Origin of the sequence: Ruminococcus sp. N15.MGS-57 (assembly GCF_000980385.1) — a bacterium.
Lineage (GTDB): Bacteria > Bacillota > Clostridia > Oscillospirales > Ruminococcaceae > Hominimerdicola > Hominimerdicola aceti.
In genome coordinates this window covers 1-15,453 of the sequence record NZ_LARF01000002.1, presented here as the reverse complement: position 1 = coordinate 15,453, position 15,453 = coordinate 1, and the positions used below count along the sequence as shown (strand labels likewise).

Genomic DNA, 15,453 nt, shown 5'->3' with positions numbered 1-15,453 from the left:
TTTATTCCTCCTGCACGATAACTTGAGTATCAGGCAGATCTTCTGCAATAAGCTTTTCAATAAGCCCTCTGTCGCTTGTTTTAGTCAGATATACCCTTACCGCTGTTATCTCTATTTCATTATATTCATTTATATCTGTGGTTATGTCCACTCTGACGTTTTCTATGCCATTCTTATTCAGCTTATCCAAAAAATATTCTTCAAGCCTGCTTTCGGATTCAGACAAATAATAAAGTTTCGTCGCTGTTGAAACGCTGTCAAACTCAGGCAGATCTGCAAGCTCTGTATAGTCGCTTAGGGTGACTTTGAAGCCATGTCCCATTACAGGTGTTATGACCGCAAGTAAAAGTATCACAGCAAGCACTGATCTAAGCTGTTTTTTCAAAGTTCCCTCAGGTGTGGCAATATCCGTCATAGAAGTTATCACGCCTATAATGCAGGCAATAAATATCACTGATTTAACTGTATTCATTTTAAGCTCCTGTGTTCATGGCTGTCATTATTACAACTGATGTGGAAATAACGAACATTATAGAATAAGCCGCAAGGATGCTCACACCAATTGATAAAACCGAGTTTATGCTTTTAAGAAGTCCACCACTGTTGCTTATGCCAAAAATATCGTTTATGGTAGCGCCTATCCACACTGCAAGTTTTACTGCAAGAAGCGTAAGCAAAGGTTTCACAACTATCACAGACATTATTATAACGCCTATCACGCCGACGCTTGTTCTTATTACGCCTATACTTCCCTTTACCGCTGAATAAGCTTCAGAGACCGAGCCGCCTATGACAGGTATAAAGCTTGAAGCCGCAAATTTAACGGCTCTTGCGGAGAGATTATCAGCCGCCGCTCCTGCAAAGCTTTGAATAGATAACAGCCCTGTAAAAAGGGTCATCACAATGCTAAGCACCCATATGACCAGCTTTTTCACCGACTCTGCAAGGCTTCCAAGGTCAAGAGATGGGTTTATTGCAGAAACAAGGGTCACTGCAAGCACTGCCGACAAAAACGGCACAAGTATCGTATCTGCCAATATACCTGCGCTTTCACATATTATCAGCATAACGCCGTAATAGCCTGCTCCTGCCGCCGCACTACCGCCTGCTGTCGCCACGCTTGAAAATATGGGTATGTAGGACATCATGAATCTGTTCATTTGTTCCATGGAAGTCTTTACAGAATAAAGGCTGTCGGTGACAGTATCGCTTATAACAAGCACTGTGGTAAGAACACATATGAGCGTGAATACCTTGTCCACTGTACCCTCAGCTGACATTGACCTTACCAACACGCAGAGCATAGTGGCGGCTGTTATTTTCCCGAGCATTATAAGAGGGCTTCGCAAAGCAGCGGTAAAGCTTTCAAATATATGCTTTATCACATCAGAGACACTTATATTTGCGGCAGAGGACGGATCTTCCAACGTGATGTTATTATCTTCAAGTACAGTTTTTACATCTTCATCACCCTCAAAAGAAAGTCCCTCGTTTATTTCGCTTATGAGCCTGTCATAATATTCATTGTTCTGTTCCTCACTGTCTGCATATACTCCCTGTGGTGTAAACATGACCGCAAGTACTATGATGACAGTGGCAATTATTTTTTTCATATGTCAATCCTATATAAGCAATGCTTTTACTATTTCTACAAATGCTTTGAAAAGCGGCAGCGATACCGAAAGCATTGCAAGCTTTCCTGCCAAAGTGACCTGTGACGCAAGTGCGTTTTCTCCGCAGTCCTTACAATAATCAGATGCAAGCTGTACGATATAGCATATGCCAAGTGACTTGAACAGTATGGTAAGATACATATTGTCGATTCCTGACAGAGTGAAAAGGTCCTCAAATACAGAGATAAGTTCTTTCACAAATGCCACCGAATGAAAAAGCACCAGTGCCGCCGCCGCAAGCACAGCCGCATATTTTATCTCACGACTGTCTTTCTCAATGGCTTTGCACACTATGGTTGAGAAAATACAAAAGCACGCTATTGTAAATATTTTCATTAATACAATCCAAACACTTCTTTTATCGTTTCAAATAGATTTCCGATCTGCCTTACTATCATAAGCAGAACGACAATAAGCCCTGCAAGAGTTGTCATCATTGCCTGCTCGTCACGCTCCGCTCGTTTCAGCAAGAGATTTAACACGGCAACGATAATTCCTATGGCAGCGATTTTGAAAATAAGATCTATGTCCATAAAATTTTGTTCCCTTCATTATGGTTATCCTTTGCTATGGCTATATTAGCAGAATAGCGATAAAAGCCCCGCTGAGAACGCCCAAAGCCCTGCATAGCCGCACCTGTGAGGTGAAATTCTCTGAAAGTCTGCTTATCTGCTCATCAAGTGCGGCAAGGCTCATGGAAATGTATGCAAGCTGTCCATTTGTGTCTGTTGTACCGAGTTTTTCAAAAAAATCTATGGCGGTCTGCCTGATTTCATTGTCAAAAAGCTTTGACTTATATATATCCTCGGTTATTTTTCTGCGGACATCAGGCGAAGAGGTATCTTGCGACAAAAATGTAAAGTCAGAATAATCCTTCTGCAAGCTAAGCTTTAAGATAATTTCCCCGAAAGTCATTCCACCCTCAACCATTGCCCTTGTTTCAAATATCAACCGTCTGAGAAGCTTGAGATATTTCATTTGCCGTATCTTGTCCGTCGCCATTGCACATCCCATTTGTGTGCAGGCGGATATAATCAGCACACAGCCTATTAGCTTTATCATTTCATGCTCCTGTTTTTGTAAATGATACCAGCCTGCCACACATTGTTCCTGTGCCTAGTACCGCAAGTGCGTCGAAAGCCTTATCTTTTATGAGTTTTGAGATATAACGCCGCTTTTTAAGCTCATCAAGGCTTGAAGCATGGCATGAAGCAATAAGCTTCACTCCTGAGTTGAGCGCATACTGCAAAGCTTCGTTGTCCTCAGAAGAACCTATCTCGTCGCATATGAGTATTTTCGGTGACATGACCTTGACAGCCGTCATTATGCCCTCATATTTGTTGTAGGAATTAAACACGTCTGTCATTGCACCTATAAGATTTTGCGGCTCACCTGCCACTGTTGCGGCAAACTCGTTTCGCTCGTCTATAAGCGCAACACGCCAGCGTTCGCCAAGCTTTCTTGCAAGATCACGAAGCACTGTAGTTTTTCCTCCCGATGGCGGTGAAGCAATAAGCAGGCTCATTGGTTTGTCAGAAAAGCATTTTGCATATATCTCGTCTGAACTGCCTATCATTTCACGAGCTATCCTTATACTAAGAGAAGATATATTTTTTACCGACTCCACGGCATAACTCCTTGCAGGATCAAGAACGGCAGTTCCGCAGAAGCCTACTCTGCACCCTCCTGAAACCGTTATGTAGCCTCTTGCTATCTCACGGTGAAAGCTGTGAAGAGAGTTCTGAAATGCTCGCTGATAGATAGTTTCAATATCATCTGTGGTAACTTGAACGCTATCCCCGATATTGTTCATTAGTCTGCCGTTATCATTAACGAAATACTCTTTCGAGAATATGGTAACAGACAGCCGTCTGCCTCTGCGAAGTCTTATTTCCTGTATCCTGTCACGCTCTATTTCTGGCACTGACATAATTGCTCCCCTTATGCGAGGGGTGAGCAGTTCGTAAACGTATTTTATCTTGCTGACTTCTCTTATCATTTTTTTCACGCTCCTTTTGACTTGTCCTATGAAATAACTATGCTGTGAGCCTGCATTTTAGTACAAGATATTTGTATTCTCCTACATACGCAGATATCCATTATTGTATTTAATTATCACGCAAAATGCTTGAAATAATGTTGTATTTGTGATATAATGTTAATGCAATATGCACAAATATTGTGAAGATAAAAGAAACATACAAAACAAAGGAGAAAATTATGAACAACAGCTTAACTGAAGAACAGGTAAAAGTACTGAATATGTCACAAAGCGTGATAAATGAGGTAAGAAAGGTCATTATCGGCAAAGACGAGATAATCATAAAAGTCCTGCTGTCCATACTTGCAGGCGGTCATATCCTTATTGAGGATATTCCGGGAGTAGGAAAGACCACTCTTGCCGTGGCTCTTTCAAAGGCGCTTTCACTTGACTATAAAAGACTACAATTCACCCCTGATGTTTTGCCAACAGACGTGACAGGTTTTACCATACTAAATAAAGAAACACACAAGTTTGAATATAAGCAGGGTGCAGCACTCACAAATCTTTTTCTTGCAGACGAGATAAACAGAACCTCAAGTAAGACGCAGTCTGCGCTTCTTGAAGTAATGGAGGAGGGCAAGGTAACTGTAGATGGTATCACGCATAAAATGCCTGACCCTTATATCGTTATCGCAACGCAAAACCCGGTTGGCTCTATAGGTACGCAAATGCTCCCTGAGTCGCAAATGGACAGATTTATCGTAAGGATCACAATGGGTTATCCTAATCTTGAAAGCGAAGTCGCAATGCTAAAATCAAAGCAAAATCTCGTCCCTGTAGATAATGTAAGGCCTGTGGTGTCTGCGGAGGATATCCTTCAGGCAAGAAAAGTTGTGGAAAATATTTATGTTTCAGATCAGGTTTTCCAGTATATCGTTATGCTTGCAAATGCAACTAGACACAATGAATATATAAAGCTGGGTCTTTCACCTAGAGGAACTATCGCACTACTAAGAATGACAAAGGCGACAGCGCTTCTTAAAGGCAGAGATTATGTTATCCCCGATGACGTTATATACAGCTTCAAGGACGTTGTTCTTCACAGACTTGTGTTCAACTCAAAGGCAAAGATAAACGGCTTCACAGGAGAACAGATACTCAAAGGAGTTATTTCCTCAGTTCAGGTTCCTAGAGTTAGCAAATAACGGAGGAGCAAATGCTGGTTTTATATATAATATTATTTATCGCCTCTATTTTCTTCTATATATTATATGTGGGTAGCTTCTCTTTTTATCTCTTTGCATTTTTACTTGTTATGCCTATAATCTTATTCGTTATGCTCAAAAAAATGTCAAAGAAAATAAGCGTTGGTTTTGTGAACACTCAGAAAACCGCAGGCAGATCGTCAAAGATACCTGTTGTGCTGAGATTGCAAAACCGTTCAAAGTTGCCTGTTGCCAACATGATTATAGAGATAGAATATTACAACACACTTGACGGCGACAAAAATACAATGAAGATAAACACTCCCCTTTATCCTGATGATGTTCAGTATCTTACTTTGCACGTTTCTGCAAAGCATTATGGCACTGTCAGAATGAACATAAAACGCTGTCGCATTGTGGATATGCTGAAGCTTTTCAAGGTAAAGGTGAGCACGAATGCAGCGTCACAGCTGTTCGGAGAGAGCACTTTCACTATCGTGCCTGATTATATCCCTATAGAAAACAACATTGCGAATTATGCTGAAATGGGTCTTGAAACCGATGATTATTCCAAGACATCAAAGGGCGATGATCCCTCTGAGATTTTTGATATACACGAATATCATGATGGTGACAAAATAAACAGGATACACTGGAAGCTTACTGCAAAGCAGGATAAGACTATGGTCAAGGATTACTCTCTGCCAATATCAAACTCTATCGTGCTTATGGCGGATCTCCACCTTGATACAAATACAGACGATTATATGCTCATATATGATACTCTTGTAGAGGCTATAGCGTCTATATCCTATTATCTCATAGAAAATGACACACCTCATAAGGTAGTGTGGTATGATAAAAAGAAAGATAACAGCGAAGTAGTGAACGTTACAGACGAAGAAAGTGCAAGGCTGCTTATAAGTCTGCTGTTGCAGGCTTCTGTTTATGATGAGCCTGACCTGTCTATGATAAATTACATCAATGAACCTGAGAGATATAAATGCGGTCACTTGATGTATTTTTCTCCCGCATATAACAGCAATCTCAGCGGCGTTATGAACGATAACGATCTGGCGTTCCGCTATTCCTATATGCTTATCACAAACAAAAAGAAAGACGACGTTATAAACGATGAGTTTGCAGAGGTCGTGAACGTTACTGCAAAACACGTTGCCGAAAGCATACAGGAAATATGTCTATAAAGGTGACAACATGAAAAAGAAAAGAATAAAAAGCAAAAACAAAGATATAGGATTTATCAGCAGCAATGGTATCTGCATTGACGGAGATATCCTTATGAATTGTGAGCGTGAGCATAATTCAGGCTCATTTCTATGGTTTCAGATACTTCTGACCTTTGTGGCGACCATATGCACAGCGTTTATGGCAGTATCATTCCTTGATATGGAAATATACAAGACCACGATCATATATTACTCCGCCATGCTTTCACTTGTGTTTGGTCTGATGAAATCGTCACACAAGATAATTAAGTTTTCTGCACTTGGTGTGATGATACTTCATGTAATTTACCTTGTGAGCAGGATATCTACAATAAAATACGGCTTGTTCGTTGTTATAGACAGATATCTTTCAAGGGCAAATCAACCTAACTCAACTCTTGGCGTTCAGCTTAGTGGAATTTCTACTATCGACTACCCATATCTTGCGTCAAATTTTTTTGTATTTTTTATAACTCTTGTTTGCCTTGGAACGGCAGCAGCCTGCCTTTATAGGATAGATTTTCCACTGCTGTTCATCATTACATTTCCTGTTTTCGAGCTTGGAATGTATTGGGGCTGGGAGCCGTCAATGTGGACTGTTATTGGTCTGTTTGTATGCTGGGTGACAGTGCTTGCACTGCACATAATAAACCACACAACTAATAAGGCAGGAAGAAAAAACACCTTTGCGGTGCATGAGCGAAAACGCACGTTTTATTTTACATCTGAAAAGCAAAAAGCTTGTTTCTATAACGTATTCATGAAATTCACGGCTATTTTAAGCTCGTTGGTACTTGTAGTTATAATGCTTTTCTCAGCAATAACAGGCTTTACACGTCCTGAGTCATTTGCAAAATACAGACATGATATTTCTACAGCAGTGTCAAATTTCTCTCTCACTGACCTGAGAAATGCTTTTTCAGATTATGACGGCGGATTTGATCTGTTTGGTATAAAAACAGTTGGTGGCACAAACGGAGGCGTTCTTGGAAAGACAGCAGGCATTAGCTTCAACGGCTCAACAGCACTAAAAGTGGTCACTCCAAAATTCTCTAATACACTATATCTCCGTGGATATGTAGCAGGCGTTTATAACGACAATAGCTGGACTCCTGTTGACGTGAATGGCAATGAAGACACCTTCTCTGATGATTTTGAGCAAGGCAAGATATGGGTGCAGGATCTGGATTATGACCTTATCCAACGCAAATACGCTGATCTGACCCCTGCTCAGATTTCTGTATCTGTTCTCGGCGCAAGCAAGAAATTTGTGTATGCGCCATACGCTTCTTTATATTCAAGTGATGGAAATACAGACGATAAAAAAATGCGTCCTACCACTGAGTCATATGTCAAATTAAGTTCAACAAAGTATTCTCTTTACTATTTTGACCCCTCTCTTATAGAAGGAAGGCTTGAAGCCCTCCCTGAGGCTATAGCCACAGAAGTGCCTGCATTGTCTGTTAATAAGGACAGAGGTGTTGACGCTTACTCAGAGTTTGTTCACCAGAAATATATGGACGTTTCAAAGTCTGATGAGCTTGATAAGGCATATAAAGAGATACTCAACGAATATCTTGGCGTGGATATTTACCACAAGGGTGATTGGACTTATGAAGAAATAAGCACTGCAATAAAAAACTATTTCTCTGATAACTTCACTTATACCCTTGAACCGGGTGTTACTCCAAAAGGTGAAGATTTCATAGATTATTTTTTAGGTACACAAAAGGAGGGCTATTGTTCATATTTCGCAACAGCGGGTGCAGAGCTTTTAAGAATGTTTGGCTATCCGTCAAGATATGTAGAGGGATATGTGGTGCTTAATTCACAGCTCGGTGAACCTGAAGATGATTCAACATATGAGGTAAGTGTAAAGGACAAATGTGCGCACGCATGGGCTGAGGTATTTATAGACAATGCAGGTTGGTATCCTGCAGAATTCACACCAGGTTATGATAATGATAATCCTAATCTTACACAACAAGAGAAAGACCCTAAGGAAGTCACAACAACTAAAAGCACAGAAAGCAAGCCTACGACTACCACACAAAATGGCGGTCAGGGTGGCACAACTTCAGTGGTTACTAAAAAGCCTGCAAACAGTTCAAAAGCTTCAACAACAAAGAAAACAAATTCTGCAAGCAACGGACATGGAGCCGGAGTGATGTCAGGCACTGGGAAAACTTCTGTTTCATCAAGAATAACAGAAAACAACAGCGACCATGGCTCATTTGTAGGAATTTTCATCACTCTGGGCGGACTTCTGATTATAGGCTTCGGTGTTGTAGTCCATAGAGATATAAAAGTAAAAAAAATGCGTTCGGAACTAAGTAATGGGGACAATAGATCACGCACTGTGGCGGTATACCGCTATATGCTCAAATATTTAAAGCTTATAGGCATTACCGACAGCAGAAATATTACAGACTTACAGCTTTGTGACAGGTTAACAGAAAAATGCCAGGAAATGCAAATCAATGATTTCTCTCATATGATAAAATATATCGGAGAACTTGCAGTCAAAGCGGAAATGAGCAACTCAGTAATATCTGATGGGGAACTTGAAACCGCACTTTCTTATTTTGAAATCGTAAAGGACAAGATCGTCCTGCCAAAGCTTTCGGGTGCTAAGCTTCTTAATGCAAAATTTGTTTACTGTCTATATTAGAGGGAAAAAGCCACGCTTGGTGTGGCTTTTTTAACCTCAATGATATTACCAAAAAGCTGATCGGTGATTTTTTCATATGAAATATATGTTTAATGCAAATATGGATATGATATTATCAGTAGGATAACTTTTTGAATATTTTAGAAAGGAATGATCGGATTGCGAAAAATAAAAAATACAATAATATTTATTGTTACAGTTGCTATATTTACAATGTTCTGCTCTTGCTGTAAACGCTCTGAGATAAAACTGGGATCCGGCAACGAAGGTGGTATATATTATAAATTTGCTGACACTCTCAGTGATATTGATGAAAACATCACAAATATAAGAACAGCTGGTTCTCAGGCTAACATGAGGCTTTTAAAGGACGGTTTTATCAACATGGGAATAGTCCAAAGTGATGTCCTGTCTGAAGCAGTGAATGGCACAGGAGATTTTAATGGTAACAAAATAAACAACGTTCGTGCAGTTGCGGCTCTTTACATGGAGTCTTTTCAGATAATCGTTCCGGCTGACTCAGATATTCAAACTCCTGCTGATCTTAAAGGCAAAAAGGTCTCTGTGGGCGAAGAAGATTCTGGCGTAGCAAAAAATGCTGAGTACATTTTAAACTCTGTAAGTCTTGACTATAACATGATAGATGTGTGCAACATGAACTATCAGAAGTCTGCTGAGGCACTTAAAAACGGCTCTATCGATGCATTTTTCGTGGTACTTGGTGCTCCATGTGATGTTATAACACAGCTTTCTGAGGAAATGGATATAAGAATATTGCCTCTTGATGACAGAACGATATCATATATGACAAATCTTTATGACGGATACTATGAAACTGTAATAAAGGCAGGAACTTATAAAGGCATTGACGAGGACGTCAAGACTGTCGGCGTAAAGGCTGTTCTTGTGGCAAGCCAAAAGATGGACAGCGACACTGTAGCGGATATCACGAAAATGCTTTTTGAGGAAAATGACCAGATAAAGAAAAGGATCTCATTTGCGAATAATGACACAAAATTTGCGACAGATAATATCCCGTGTGCTTTTCATAAAGGGGCAGTGGAATATTATAACAGCATTGGAACTGCTATAACAGAGGAGGATCAAATTTGAAAACAATAAATGTGGATATGTATCAAACTCTTGCGGTGGCAGTAGGAGTCTTGTATTTAGGGGGATTTCTCAAAAAGAAAGTCAGATTTCTTGAAACCTTCTGTATTCCCTCTCCTGTCATCGGCGGAGTTATTTTTGCTATCATATCATGTATTCTTCACGTCGCAGGAATAGTCGAATTTCAGTTTGATGAAACGCTAAAAACGGTTTGCATGGTCATGTTCTTCACTTCTGTTGGCTTTCAGGCAAACATTAAAGTTTTGAAAGCAGGAGGTAAAAGTCTTATTGTATTTTTATTATGCCTGATAGTTCTGATATTTGCGCAGAATGCGGTTGCCGTAGGACTTTCAAAGCTATTGGGAGTAAGCTCGCTGGTAGGTATGTGTACAGGATCTATCCCTATGGTAGGCGGTCACGGAACGTCAGGTGCTTTTGGCACAGTGCTTGAGGACCTTGGTCAGCAAGGAGCAACAAGCCTCTGCACAGCAGCGGCTACTTTTGGATTGATTATAGGCTCTGTAATGGGCGGACCTATCGGCAGAAAGCTTATACTCAAACACGATCTGCTGAAAACTGTTATTCCTGAGGACGACTCTATACTTGTCGAGGACGAACAAAAACATCACCGTTCTGTAAGCATGTATGCACCTGCAGCTTATCAGCTTGCGATAGCAATGGGAATAGGCACGTTTGTATCATGGGTGCTTTCATATTCAGGCATGACTTTTCCTGTGTATATCGGATCAATGATCGTTGCAGCATTTATGAGAAACATCGGTGAATACAGCGGTAAAATACACATACACATGGGTGAAATAAATGATATTGGTGGTATTTGTCTTTCGCTTTTTCTCGGAATAGCCATGATAACATTGAAACTCTGGCAGCTTGCCGAGCTTGCATTGCCTATGATAATCATGCTTGTTGCACAGGTGCTTCTTATGGCAATGTTCTCATACTTTATCGTATATAATATAATGGGCAGAAACTATGATGCGGCAGTGCTTGCGGCAGGAACTTGCGGCTTCGGAATGGGTGCAACGCCAAACGCTATGGCTAATATGCAGGCTTTAACAGCAAAATTTGCCCCTTCAATAAAGGCTTATATGCTTGTTCCTATTGTCGGAAGTATGTTTGCCGATTTTATAAACAGCCTTGTTATAACAGGATTTATCAACTTTATTAATTAACGGAGGAAAAGAATATGAACAAAAAGAACAAACATCTTGACTGTTATACAGATAACCTTGCTTTTCCAGAAGTTCACGTTGAAGATGTAAAAACTGAGAATGATGAAAACGAAAATAATAACGAATCAGGCGTAATATTCGACAACTTAGCAATACCTGAGATAAAAATAAAGTCCAAGAAAAGGAAAAGATAACAAAAAAAACGATTTTCTGTTTATTTTCAGAAAATCGTTTTTTTTATTTCATATTGGAGATATATTCTCTTATCTCTTTTTCCACACGGATAACGTCCTCGTGAAGCTCCTGAGCTGACATTCTGAAAGCACCGCTGCCCATGATTATGACCTGCTCCATGCCGTCAGATGTGGCGACCCTTACCTTATGCTCTCGGCTGAGCTTGTGAGCAGTGCGTTCGATATAAGTGTCAGCCGTTTCGGCTTCTTTGGTGTAAACTATACTGATATTGTGGTAATTTTCCACTACACGCTCCTGCTCTTTGACCTTGTATGCGTCAAAGACGAGTATCAGCTCACATTGCTTGTATCCCTGATAGTTGCAAAGCCTGTTCACAAGCATACTTCGTGCAAGGTCAAGGCTCTCATTGGCAGCCTTTTTCAGCTCGTCCCAAGAGAAAATTATGTTATAGCCGTCAACCAGCAAATATTCCACGCCTGAGTATATCTGCTTCGGCTTTGACGCTGACTTTACAGATTTTTCAGGTCTGCGCATCGCATAGTACTTATCACGTTCTATCTTTCCGTAAGTGCGCTCAAATATCTCCATAAGCTCCTTATCACTTGCTGCACGTCTTACAAAATCTTCGGCACAAGCGTATGTCTGTGGCTGAGAAACCTGCCTGCGTTTGTCCTCTGGAGGTATGTGAAGCTTATCAGGGACTTCGTTCCATTTGACATTGTAACCTGCGCCATGAGTGCAAAATACAGAATCTGCCGTATTTTCAAGATCTCTGTCAGGATCGTAGCCATATTCTTCAAGCACAACTTCTGTATTATGACATTCACGGTAACCGTCAGAAGTGCATATCAGCTTTCCAACGCCCTTGGTGTAGCTTATGACCTGCGACTGATATCCACGCATTTCCGCCACTGGTGCGCTTCCCTTTATAACGGAAAATTCGCCCGATACCTCCGGCTGTGAGAAAACTCCGCCCATGTTCTGTATATCTGTTATAGCACGTCCCACGTTCTGCTGTGGAACTTCAAGTGTGAAGCTGTAATAAGGCTCAAGAAGAACGGACTTTGCGTTTCTAAGTCCCTGTCTGACGGCACGATATGTTGCTTGACGAAAGTCGCCGCCCTCAGTGTGTTTAAGGTGCGCTCTTCCCGAAACGAGCGTTATTTTCATATCTGTAATAGGAGAGCCTGTGAGAACGCCAAGATACTTTTTCTCCTGCAAATGGGTAAGAATAAGTCTTTGCCAGTTTTTGTCCAGCGCATCTTCACTGCATTCGGTTGCAAAACGCAGACCCTTGCCACGCTCCAGCGGCTCAAGCTTCAAATGCACCTCAGCATAATGCCTGAGCGGCTCATAGTGACCATAGCCGTAGACAGACTCTGCAATAGTTTCTTTGTATGCAATGCTTCCCTCGCCAAAATCAATGTCGATATCAAAGCGCCGCTTGAAAATGCTTTTCAGTATTTCAAGCTGCACCTCACCCATTATACTGATATGTATTTCGCCAAGCTGTTCATTCCAATCGACGTGAAGCTGTGGATCTTCATTTTCAAGCACACGGAAATACGACAGCAGAGTGTGCATATCCAAATCACGCACAGGCTCGACACGATAGGTAAGAACGGGTTCCAACAGTGGTTTTGCAGAATCCTGCTCAAAACCAAGCCCCTGCCCTGCATAGGTTTTAGTCAACCCCTCAACAGCGCAAACAACGCCAGTTTCAGCGTTATCCGCATTACGATATTTTGCCCCTGAATATATTCTTATCCTGCTGACCTTTTCCGAGAAGCTTTCACCGTCAGCCGATGTGTAATCTACTAGATCTCTAACCTTAAGACAGCCACCTGTTATCTTCATAAAAGTCAGACGTGAGCCACTGTCCTCTGAAATTTTATACACTTTTGCACCAAAAGTACCGCTGTCATTTACACACGGTGCAAGCTCTGCAAGGGCGTTCATAAATTTTTCTATGCCCTGTGATTTTAAAGCTGAGCCGAAAAAGCATGGAAATACTTTTCTATGAGCCACGGCATCTGACAGTATCTTGTCAGACATTGATCCTGTTTCAAGAAACTCATTCATAATATTTTCATCAAAAAGGGCGCAATCCTCTGCGACTTCGGACTTCATACGGCAGAAATCCACAAATCCACTGCCAAGGCGACCCTCTAGGCTGTTCATAACAAAAGTCTTATCAGCACCGTCCAAGTCCATTTTGTTTACAAAAACAAAGGTTGGAACGTTATAACGCTTTAACAGCCTCCAAAGAGTTTTGGTATGGCTCTGCACACCGTCTGTGCCACTTATAACAAGCACAGCAAGATCAAGCACCTGTAATGCACGCTCAGTTTCCGCTGAGAAATCGACATGACCTGGTGTGTCAAGCAAGGTGAAAGATGTGTTTTTATATTCAAATTCTGCGGGTTTTGAGAAAACAGTTATACCTCTGTTTTTTTCAATCATATCCGTGTCAAGAAAAGCGTCGCCGTGGTCTACACGTCCGACCTTTCTTATTTTGCCAGACAAATAAAGCATTGCTTCCGAAAGCGTCGTCTTGCCTGAGTCGACGTGGGCGATTATGCCTATTACTGTTTTTTTCATATTTTCTTCCTATTTACTAAATTTCAATGTACTCCATTTCATTCTTCATTTGCACAAATCCAAACTTTTCATATAAAGACATGCCCATTTCTGCGATATAAAGGGTTCGTATATATGCTTTCTTCATGCTATCTAATTATAAATCATTTTCAAGAAAGTTTTGTATTTTATCATTAAGAAACATCAGAACATCCTTATGATCAGACAAAATGTCCGTTTCAAATCTTTCCTTATTTAGAAAGTATTCAACCATAATTCTATTATCATCCTGATACGATTCTAATAAACTTTCTATCGACAAGGGATAAACTCCTGTTGCACAAAAGCGTTCTTGTCTTAATGCAAACATGAGCGGCTTCAAAATATATGTCGAAATTTTTTGGTGCGTAAGTAATTCTTTTGGCTCATCTACACATATATAATGGCGAACACTCATTAAAATATTTGCTAAATTTTTCTTATAGGATAACTGTATCTTTTCATTTATATTTTCGATTTTCACCAATTGCTCACCATACAATAAAACACTATTTAGTTCAGCAATTGCATATTCTGACCAATCTTCAAATATTTTGCTTTTATATTCGTCTACGGATAAGCATTGAGTATTTATCTCCAACAAATCATAAGGGATAGATGTGTTTCTTGCACAATGCCCAACATTTTCTAAGACATATTGATTTATTGTACTAAAGATACAAAACACGTCTAAATCAGAATTATCATTTGCATCTCCTCTCGCATAACTTCCAGTCAAATAAACCATTAATAAGTATTCACCTAATCTATTTTTTAAGGCTGACACAAATTCACTCAATACTTTCTCATAATCATGATTTACTTTATTTGCTGGTATCACTCTTCTCATAAACAAGTTCCTTCATTATTTAGTCTGTTACTTCCGGGTCTCCAATTTCTTCATTTCCTAAATAAACTTTATACGCTTTTCCTTCATACAAATTCATGATCTGTCGGCGTAATTTTGAAGGATATAATGGTGTTGTATTTAATGTTTTAATATCTAACCAATCATATCCAACTTGATTTGTATCACTTTGCAAGACGACATTTTCAAGTTTTCCAATATACTCACATAAAAACACCAAATCTACACGATGAAATTTTTCTCCATGTAAACCCTCTATAACAAACGCTAAATCTTTCACAACTACCCGCAATCCCATTTCTTCTGCCACTTCTCTACAAACTGCTTCAGGAAGAAGTTCCTCCACATCTTGTCCGCCGCCGGGCATAATATACCATTCTTCTTTTCCGTCACTTATTTTGATTGCCAACATCTTATCATCTTTAATAATTAATGCTTTTGCTGCATTTCTTACAGTTCTATCCATAATATCTCCAACGTTACTTGTATCGCTGTGGAACTGTTGTCACCACAAACATATTATCCTATACGCTAAACTGCCATGCCCTATAAAAAGCGGCATGTTTAACCAATGTGTGTAAACAACACCGCTAAGCTAACTGTCCTGATTTACTGCGCTTTCCTTGTTATCAATACCACACACTCCACGTGGCTCGGTTGTTCAACGAAAAACATACTCAACCCCTATTGTACAAGGGAATGGTGGAAC

General features: G+C 40.3%; 15 protein-coding genes. 6 read left to right on the top strand and 9 right to left on the bottom strand.

Translation table 11 applies throughout. The features are described 5' to 3' along the window. Position 1: 1 nt before the first annotated feature. The 6 genes from WS40_RS00485 to WS40_RS00460 are packed head-to-tail and all read right to left on the bottom strand — an operon-like array spanning position 2 to position 3,672. Positions 2–472: a stage III sporulation protein AF gene (locus tag WS40_RS00485; protein WP_046439263.1), complete on the bottom strand. Its 471-nt coding sequence runs from the start codon at positions 470–472 to the stop codon at positions 2–4. A gap of 1 nt (position 473) precedes the next feature. Then, a complete protein-coding gene (locus WS40_RS00480; protein WP_046439261.1) occupies positions 474–1,613 on the bottom strand; it encodes a stage III sporulation protein AE in 1,140 nt (379 codons plus the stop codon). A 9-nt stretch (positions 1,614–1,622) separates the two neighbouring features. After that, positions 1,623–2,009, bottom strand: coding sequence for a stage III sporulation AC/AD family protein (locus WS40_RS00475; RefSeq protein ID WP_267300373.1), 387 nt, complete (start codon positions 2,007–2,009; stop codon positions 1,623–1,625). Continuing rightward, the gene (gene spoIIIAC, locus WS40_RS00470; RefSeq protein ID WP_022286844.1) at positions 2,009–2,206 is read right to left on the bottom strand and encodes a stage III sporulation protein AC; all 198 of its coding nucleotides are present in this window, start codon (positions 2,204–2,206) and stop codon (positions 2,009–2,011) included. Before spoIIIAC ends, WS40_RS00475 begins: the two co-directional genes overlap by 1 nt. Positions 2,207–2,246: 40 nt before the next feature. Further along, positions 2,247–2,735 (bottom strand): stage III sporulation protein AB, encoded by a 489-nt coding sequence (locus tag WS40_RS00465; RefSeq protein WP_046439259.1) that lies wholly within the window; start codon positions 2,733–2,735, stop codon positions 2,247–2,249. 1 nt (position 2,736) lies between these two features. Beyond that, positions 2,737–3,672, bottom strand: a complete 936-nt coding sequence (locus tag WS40_RS00460; RefSeq protein WP_046439258.1) for a hypothetical protein — start codon at positions 3,670–3,672, stop codon at positions 2,737–2,739. Positions 3,673–3,893: 221 nt separating this feature from the next. Between WS40_RS00460 and WS40_RS00455 the strand changes: the two genes are divergently transcribed. From WS40_RS00455 to WS40_RS00430, 6 genes are all read left to right on the top strand, one after another. Then, complete coding sequence (locus WS40_RS00455; RefSeq protein ID WP_046439257.1) at positions 3,894–4,862, top strand: AAA family ATPase; 969 nt, start codon at positions 3,894–3,896, stop codon at positions 4,860–4,862. A gap of 110 nt (positions 4,863–4,972) precedes the next feature. Beyond that, positions 4,973–6,067, top strand: coding sequence for a DUF58 domain-containing protein (locus WS40_RS00450; protein ID WP_278945915.1), 1,095 nt, complete (start codon positions 4,973–4,975; stop codon positions 6,065–6,067). 10 nt (positions 6,068–6,077) lie between these two features. Next, positions 6,078–8,759, top strand: a complete 2,682-nt coding sequence (locus WS40_RS00445) for a transglutaminase-like domain-containing protein (RefSeq protein WP_325208341.1) — start codon at positions 6,078–6,080, stop codon at positions 8,757–8,759. Between the two features lie 150 nt (positions 8,760–8,909). Beyond that, the gene (locus WS40_RS00440) at positions 8,910–9,872 is read left to right on the top strand and encodes a TAXI family TRAP transporter solute-binding subunit (protein ID WP_046439253.1); all 963 of its coding nucleotides are present in this window, start codon (positions 8,910–8,912) and stop codon (positions 9,870–9,872) included. A gap of 17 nt (positions 9,873–9,889) precedes the next feature. Beyond that, a complete protein-coding gene (gene gltS, locus WS40_RS00435; RefSeq protein WP_046439349.1) occupies positions 9,890–11,062 on the top strand; it encodes a sodium/glutamate symporter in 1,173 nt (390 codons plus the stop codon). Positions 11,063–11,076: 14 nt separating this feature from the next. Then, positions 11,077–11,256, top strand: a complete 180-nt coding sequence (locus WS40_RS00430; RefSeq protein WP_046439251.1) for a hypothetical protein — start codon at positions 11,077–11,079, stop codon at positions 11,254–11,256. A gap of 43 nt (positions 11,257–11,299) precedes the next feature. On the opposite strand, the gene WS40_RS00425 is transcribed toward WS40_RS00430, so the two are convergent. The 3 genes from WS40_RS00425 to WS40_RS00415 form a co-directional block, all read right to left on the bottom strand. Beyond that, positions 11,300–13,858 (bottom strand): NYN domain-containing protein, encoded by a 2,559-nt coding sequence (locus WS40_RS00425; RefSeq protein ID WP_046439249.1) that lies wholly within the window; start codon positions 13,856–13,858, stop codon positions 11,300–11,302. Between the two features lie 136 nt (positions 13,859–13,994). Continuing rightward, a complete protein-coding gene (locus tag WS40_RS00420) occupies positions 13,995–14,726 on the bottom strand; it encodes a nucleotidyltransferase domain-containing protein (protein WP_038671901.1) in 732 nt (243 codons plus the stop codon). Positions 14,727–14,745: 19 nt separating this feature from the next. Next, on the bottom strand, positions 14,746–15,210 hold the full coding sequence (locus WS40_RS00415) for an NUDIX domain-containing protein (RefSeq protein ID WP_046439244.1): 465 nt from the start codon (positions 15,208–15,210) through the stop codon (positions 14,746–14,748). Positions 15,211–15,453 lie beyond the last annotated feature (243 nt).

Excerpts from the sequence above, each read along its gene's own strand:
- WS40_RS00485 (WP_046439263.1), bottom strand. The coding sequence starts at position 472 with ATGAATACAGTTAAATCAGTGATATTTATTGCCTGCATTATAGGCGTG.
- WS40_RS00480 (WP_046439261.1), bottom strand. The coding sequence starts at position 1,613 with ATGAAAAAAATAATTGCCACTGTCATCATAGTACTTGCGGTCATGTTT.
- WS40_RS00475 (WP_267300373.1), bottom strand. The coding sequence starts at position 2,009 with ATGAAAATATTTACAATAGCGTGCTTTTGTATTTTCTCAACCATAGTG.
- spoIIIAC (WP_022286844.1), bottom strand. The coding sequence starts at position 2,206 with ATGGACATAGATCTTATTTTCAAAATCGCTGCCATAGGAATTATCGTT.
- WS40_RS00465 (WP_046439259.1), bottom strand. The coding sequence starts at position 2,735 with ATGATAAAGCTAATAGGCTGTGTGCTGATTATATCCGCCTGCACACAA.
- WS40_RS00460 (WP_046439258.1), bottom strand. The coding sequence starts at position 3,672 with ATGATAAGAGAAGTCAGCAAGATAAAATACGTTTACGAACTGCTCACC.
- WS40_RS00455 (WP_046439257.1), top strand. The coding sequence starts at position 3,894 with ATGAACAACAGCTTAACTGAAGAACAGGTAAAAGTACTGAATATGTCA.
- WS40_RS00450 (WP_278945915.1), top strand. The coding sequence starts at position 4,973 with ATGCCTATAATCTTATTCGTTATGCTCAAAAAAATGTCAAAGAAAATA.
- WS40_RS00445 (WP_325208341.1), top strand. The coding sequence starts at position 6,078 with ATGAAAAAGAAAAGAATAAAAAGCAAAAACAAAGATATAGGATTTATC.
- WS40_RS00440 (WP_046439253.1), top strand. The coding sequence starts at position 8,910 with ATGATCGGATTGCGAAAAATAAAAAATACAATAATATTTATTGTTACA.
- gltS (WP_046439349.1), top strand. The coding sequence starts at position 9,890 with ATGTATCAAACTCTTGCGGTGGCAGTAGGAGTCTTGTATTTAGGGGGA.
- WS40_RS00430 (WP_046439251.1), top strand. The coding sequence starts at position 11,077 with ATGAACAAAAAGAACAAACATCTTGACTGTTATACAGATAACCTTGCT.
- WS40_RS00425 (WP_046439249.1), bottom strand. The coding sequence starts at position 13,858 with ATGAAAAAAACAGTAATAGGCATAATCGCCCACGTCGACTCAGGCAAG.
- WS40_RS00420 (WP_038671901.1), bottom strand. The coding sequence starts at position 14,726 with ATGAGAAGAGTGATACCAGCAAATAAAGTAAATCATGATTATGAGAAA.
- WS40_RS00415 (WP_046439244.1), bottom strand. The coding sequence starts at position 15,210 with ATGGATAGAACTGTAAGAAATGCAGCAAAAGCATTAATTATTAAAGAT.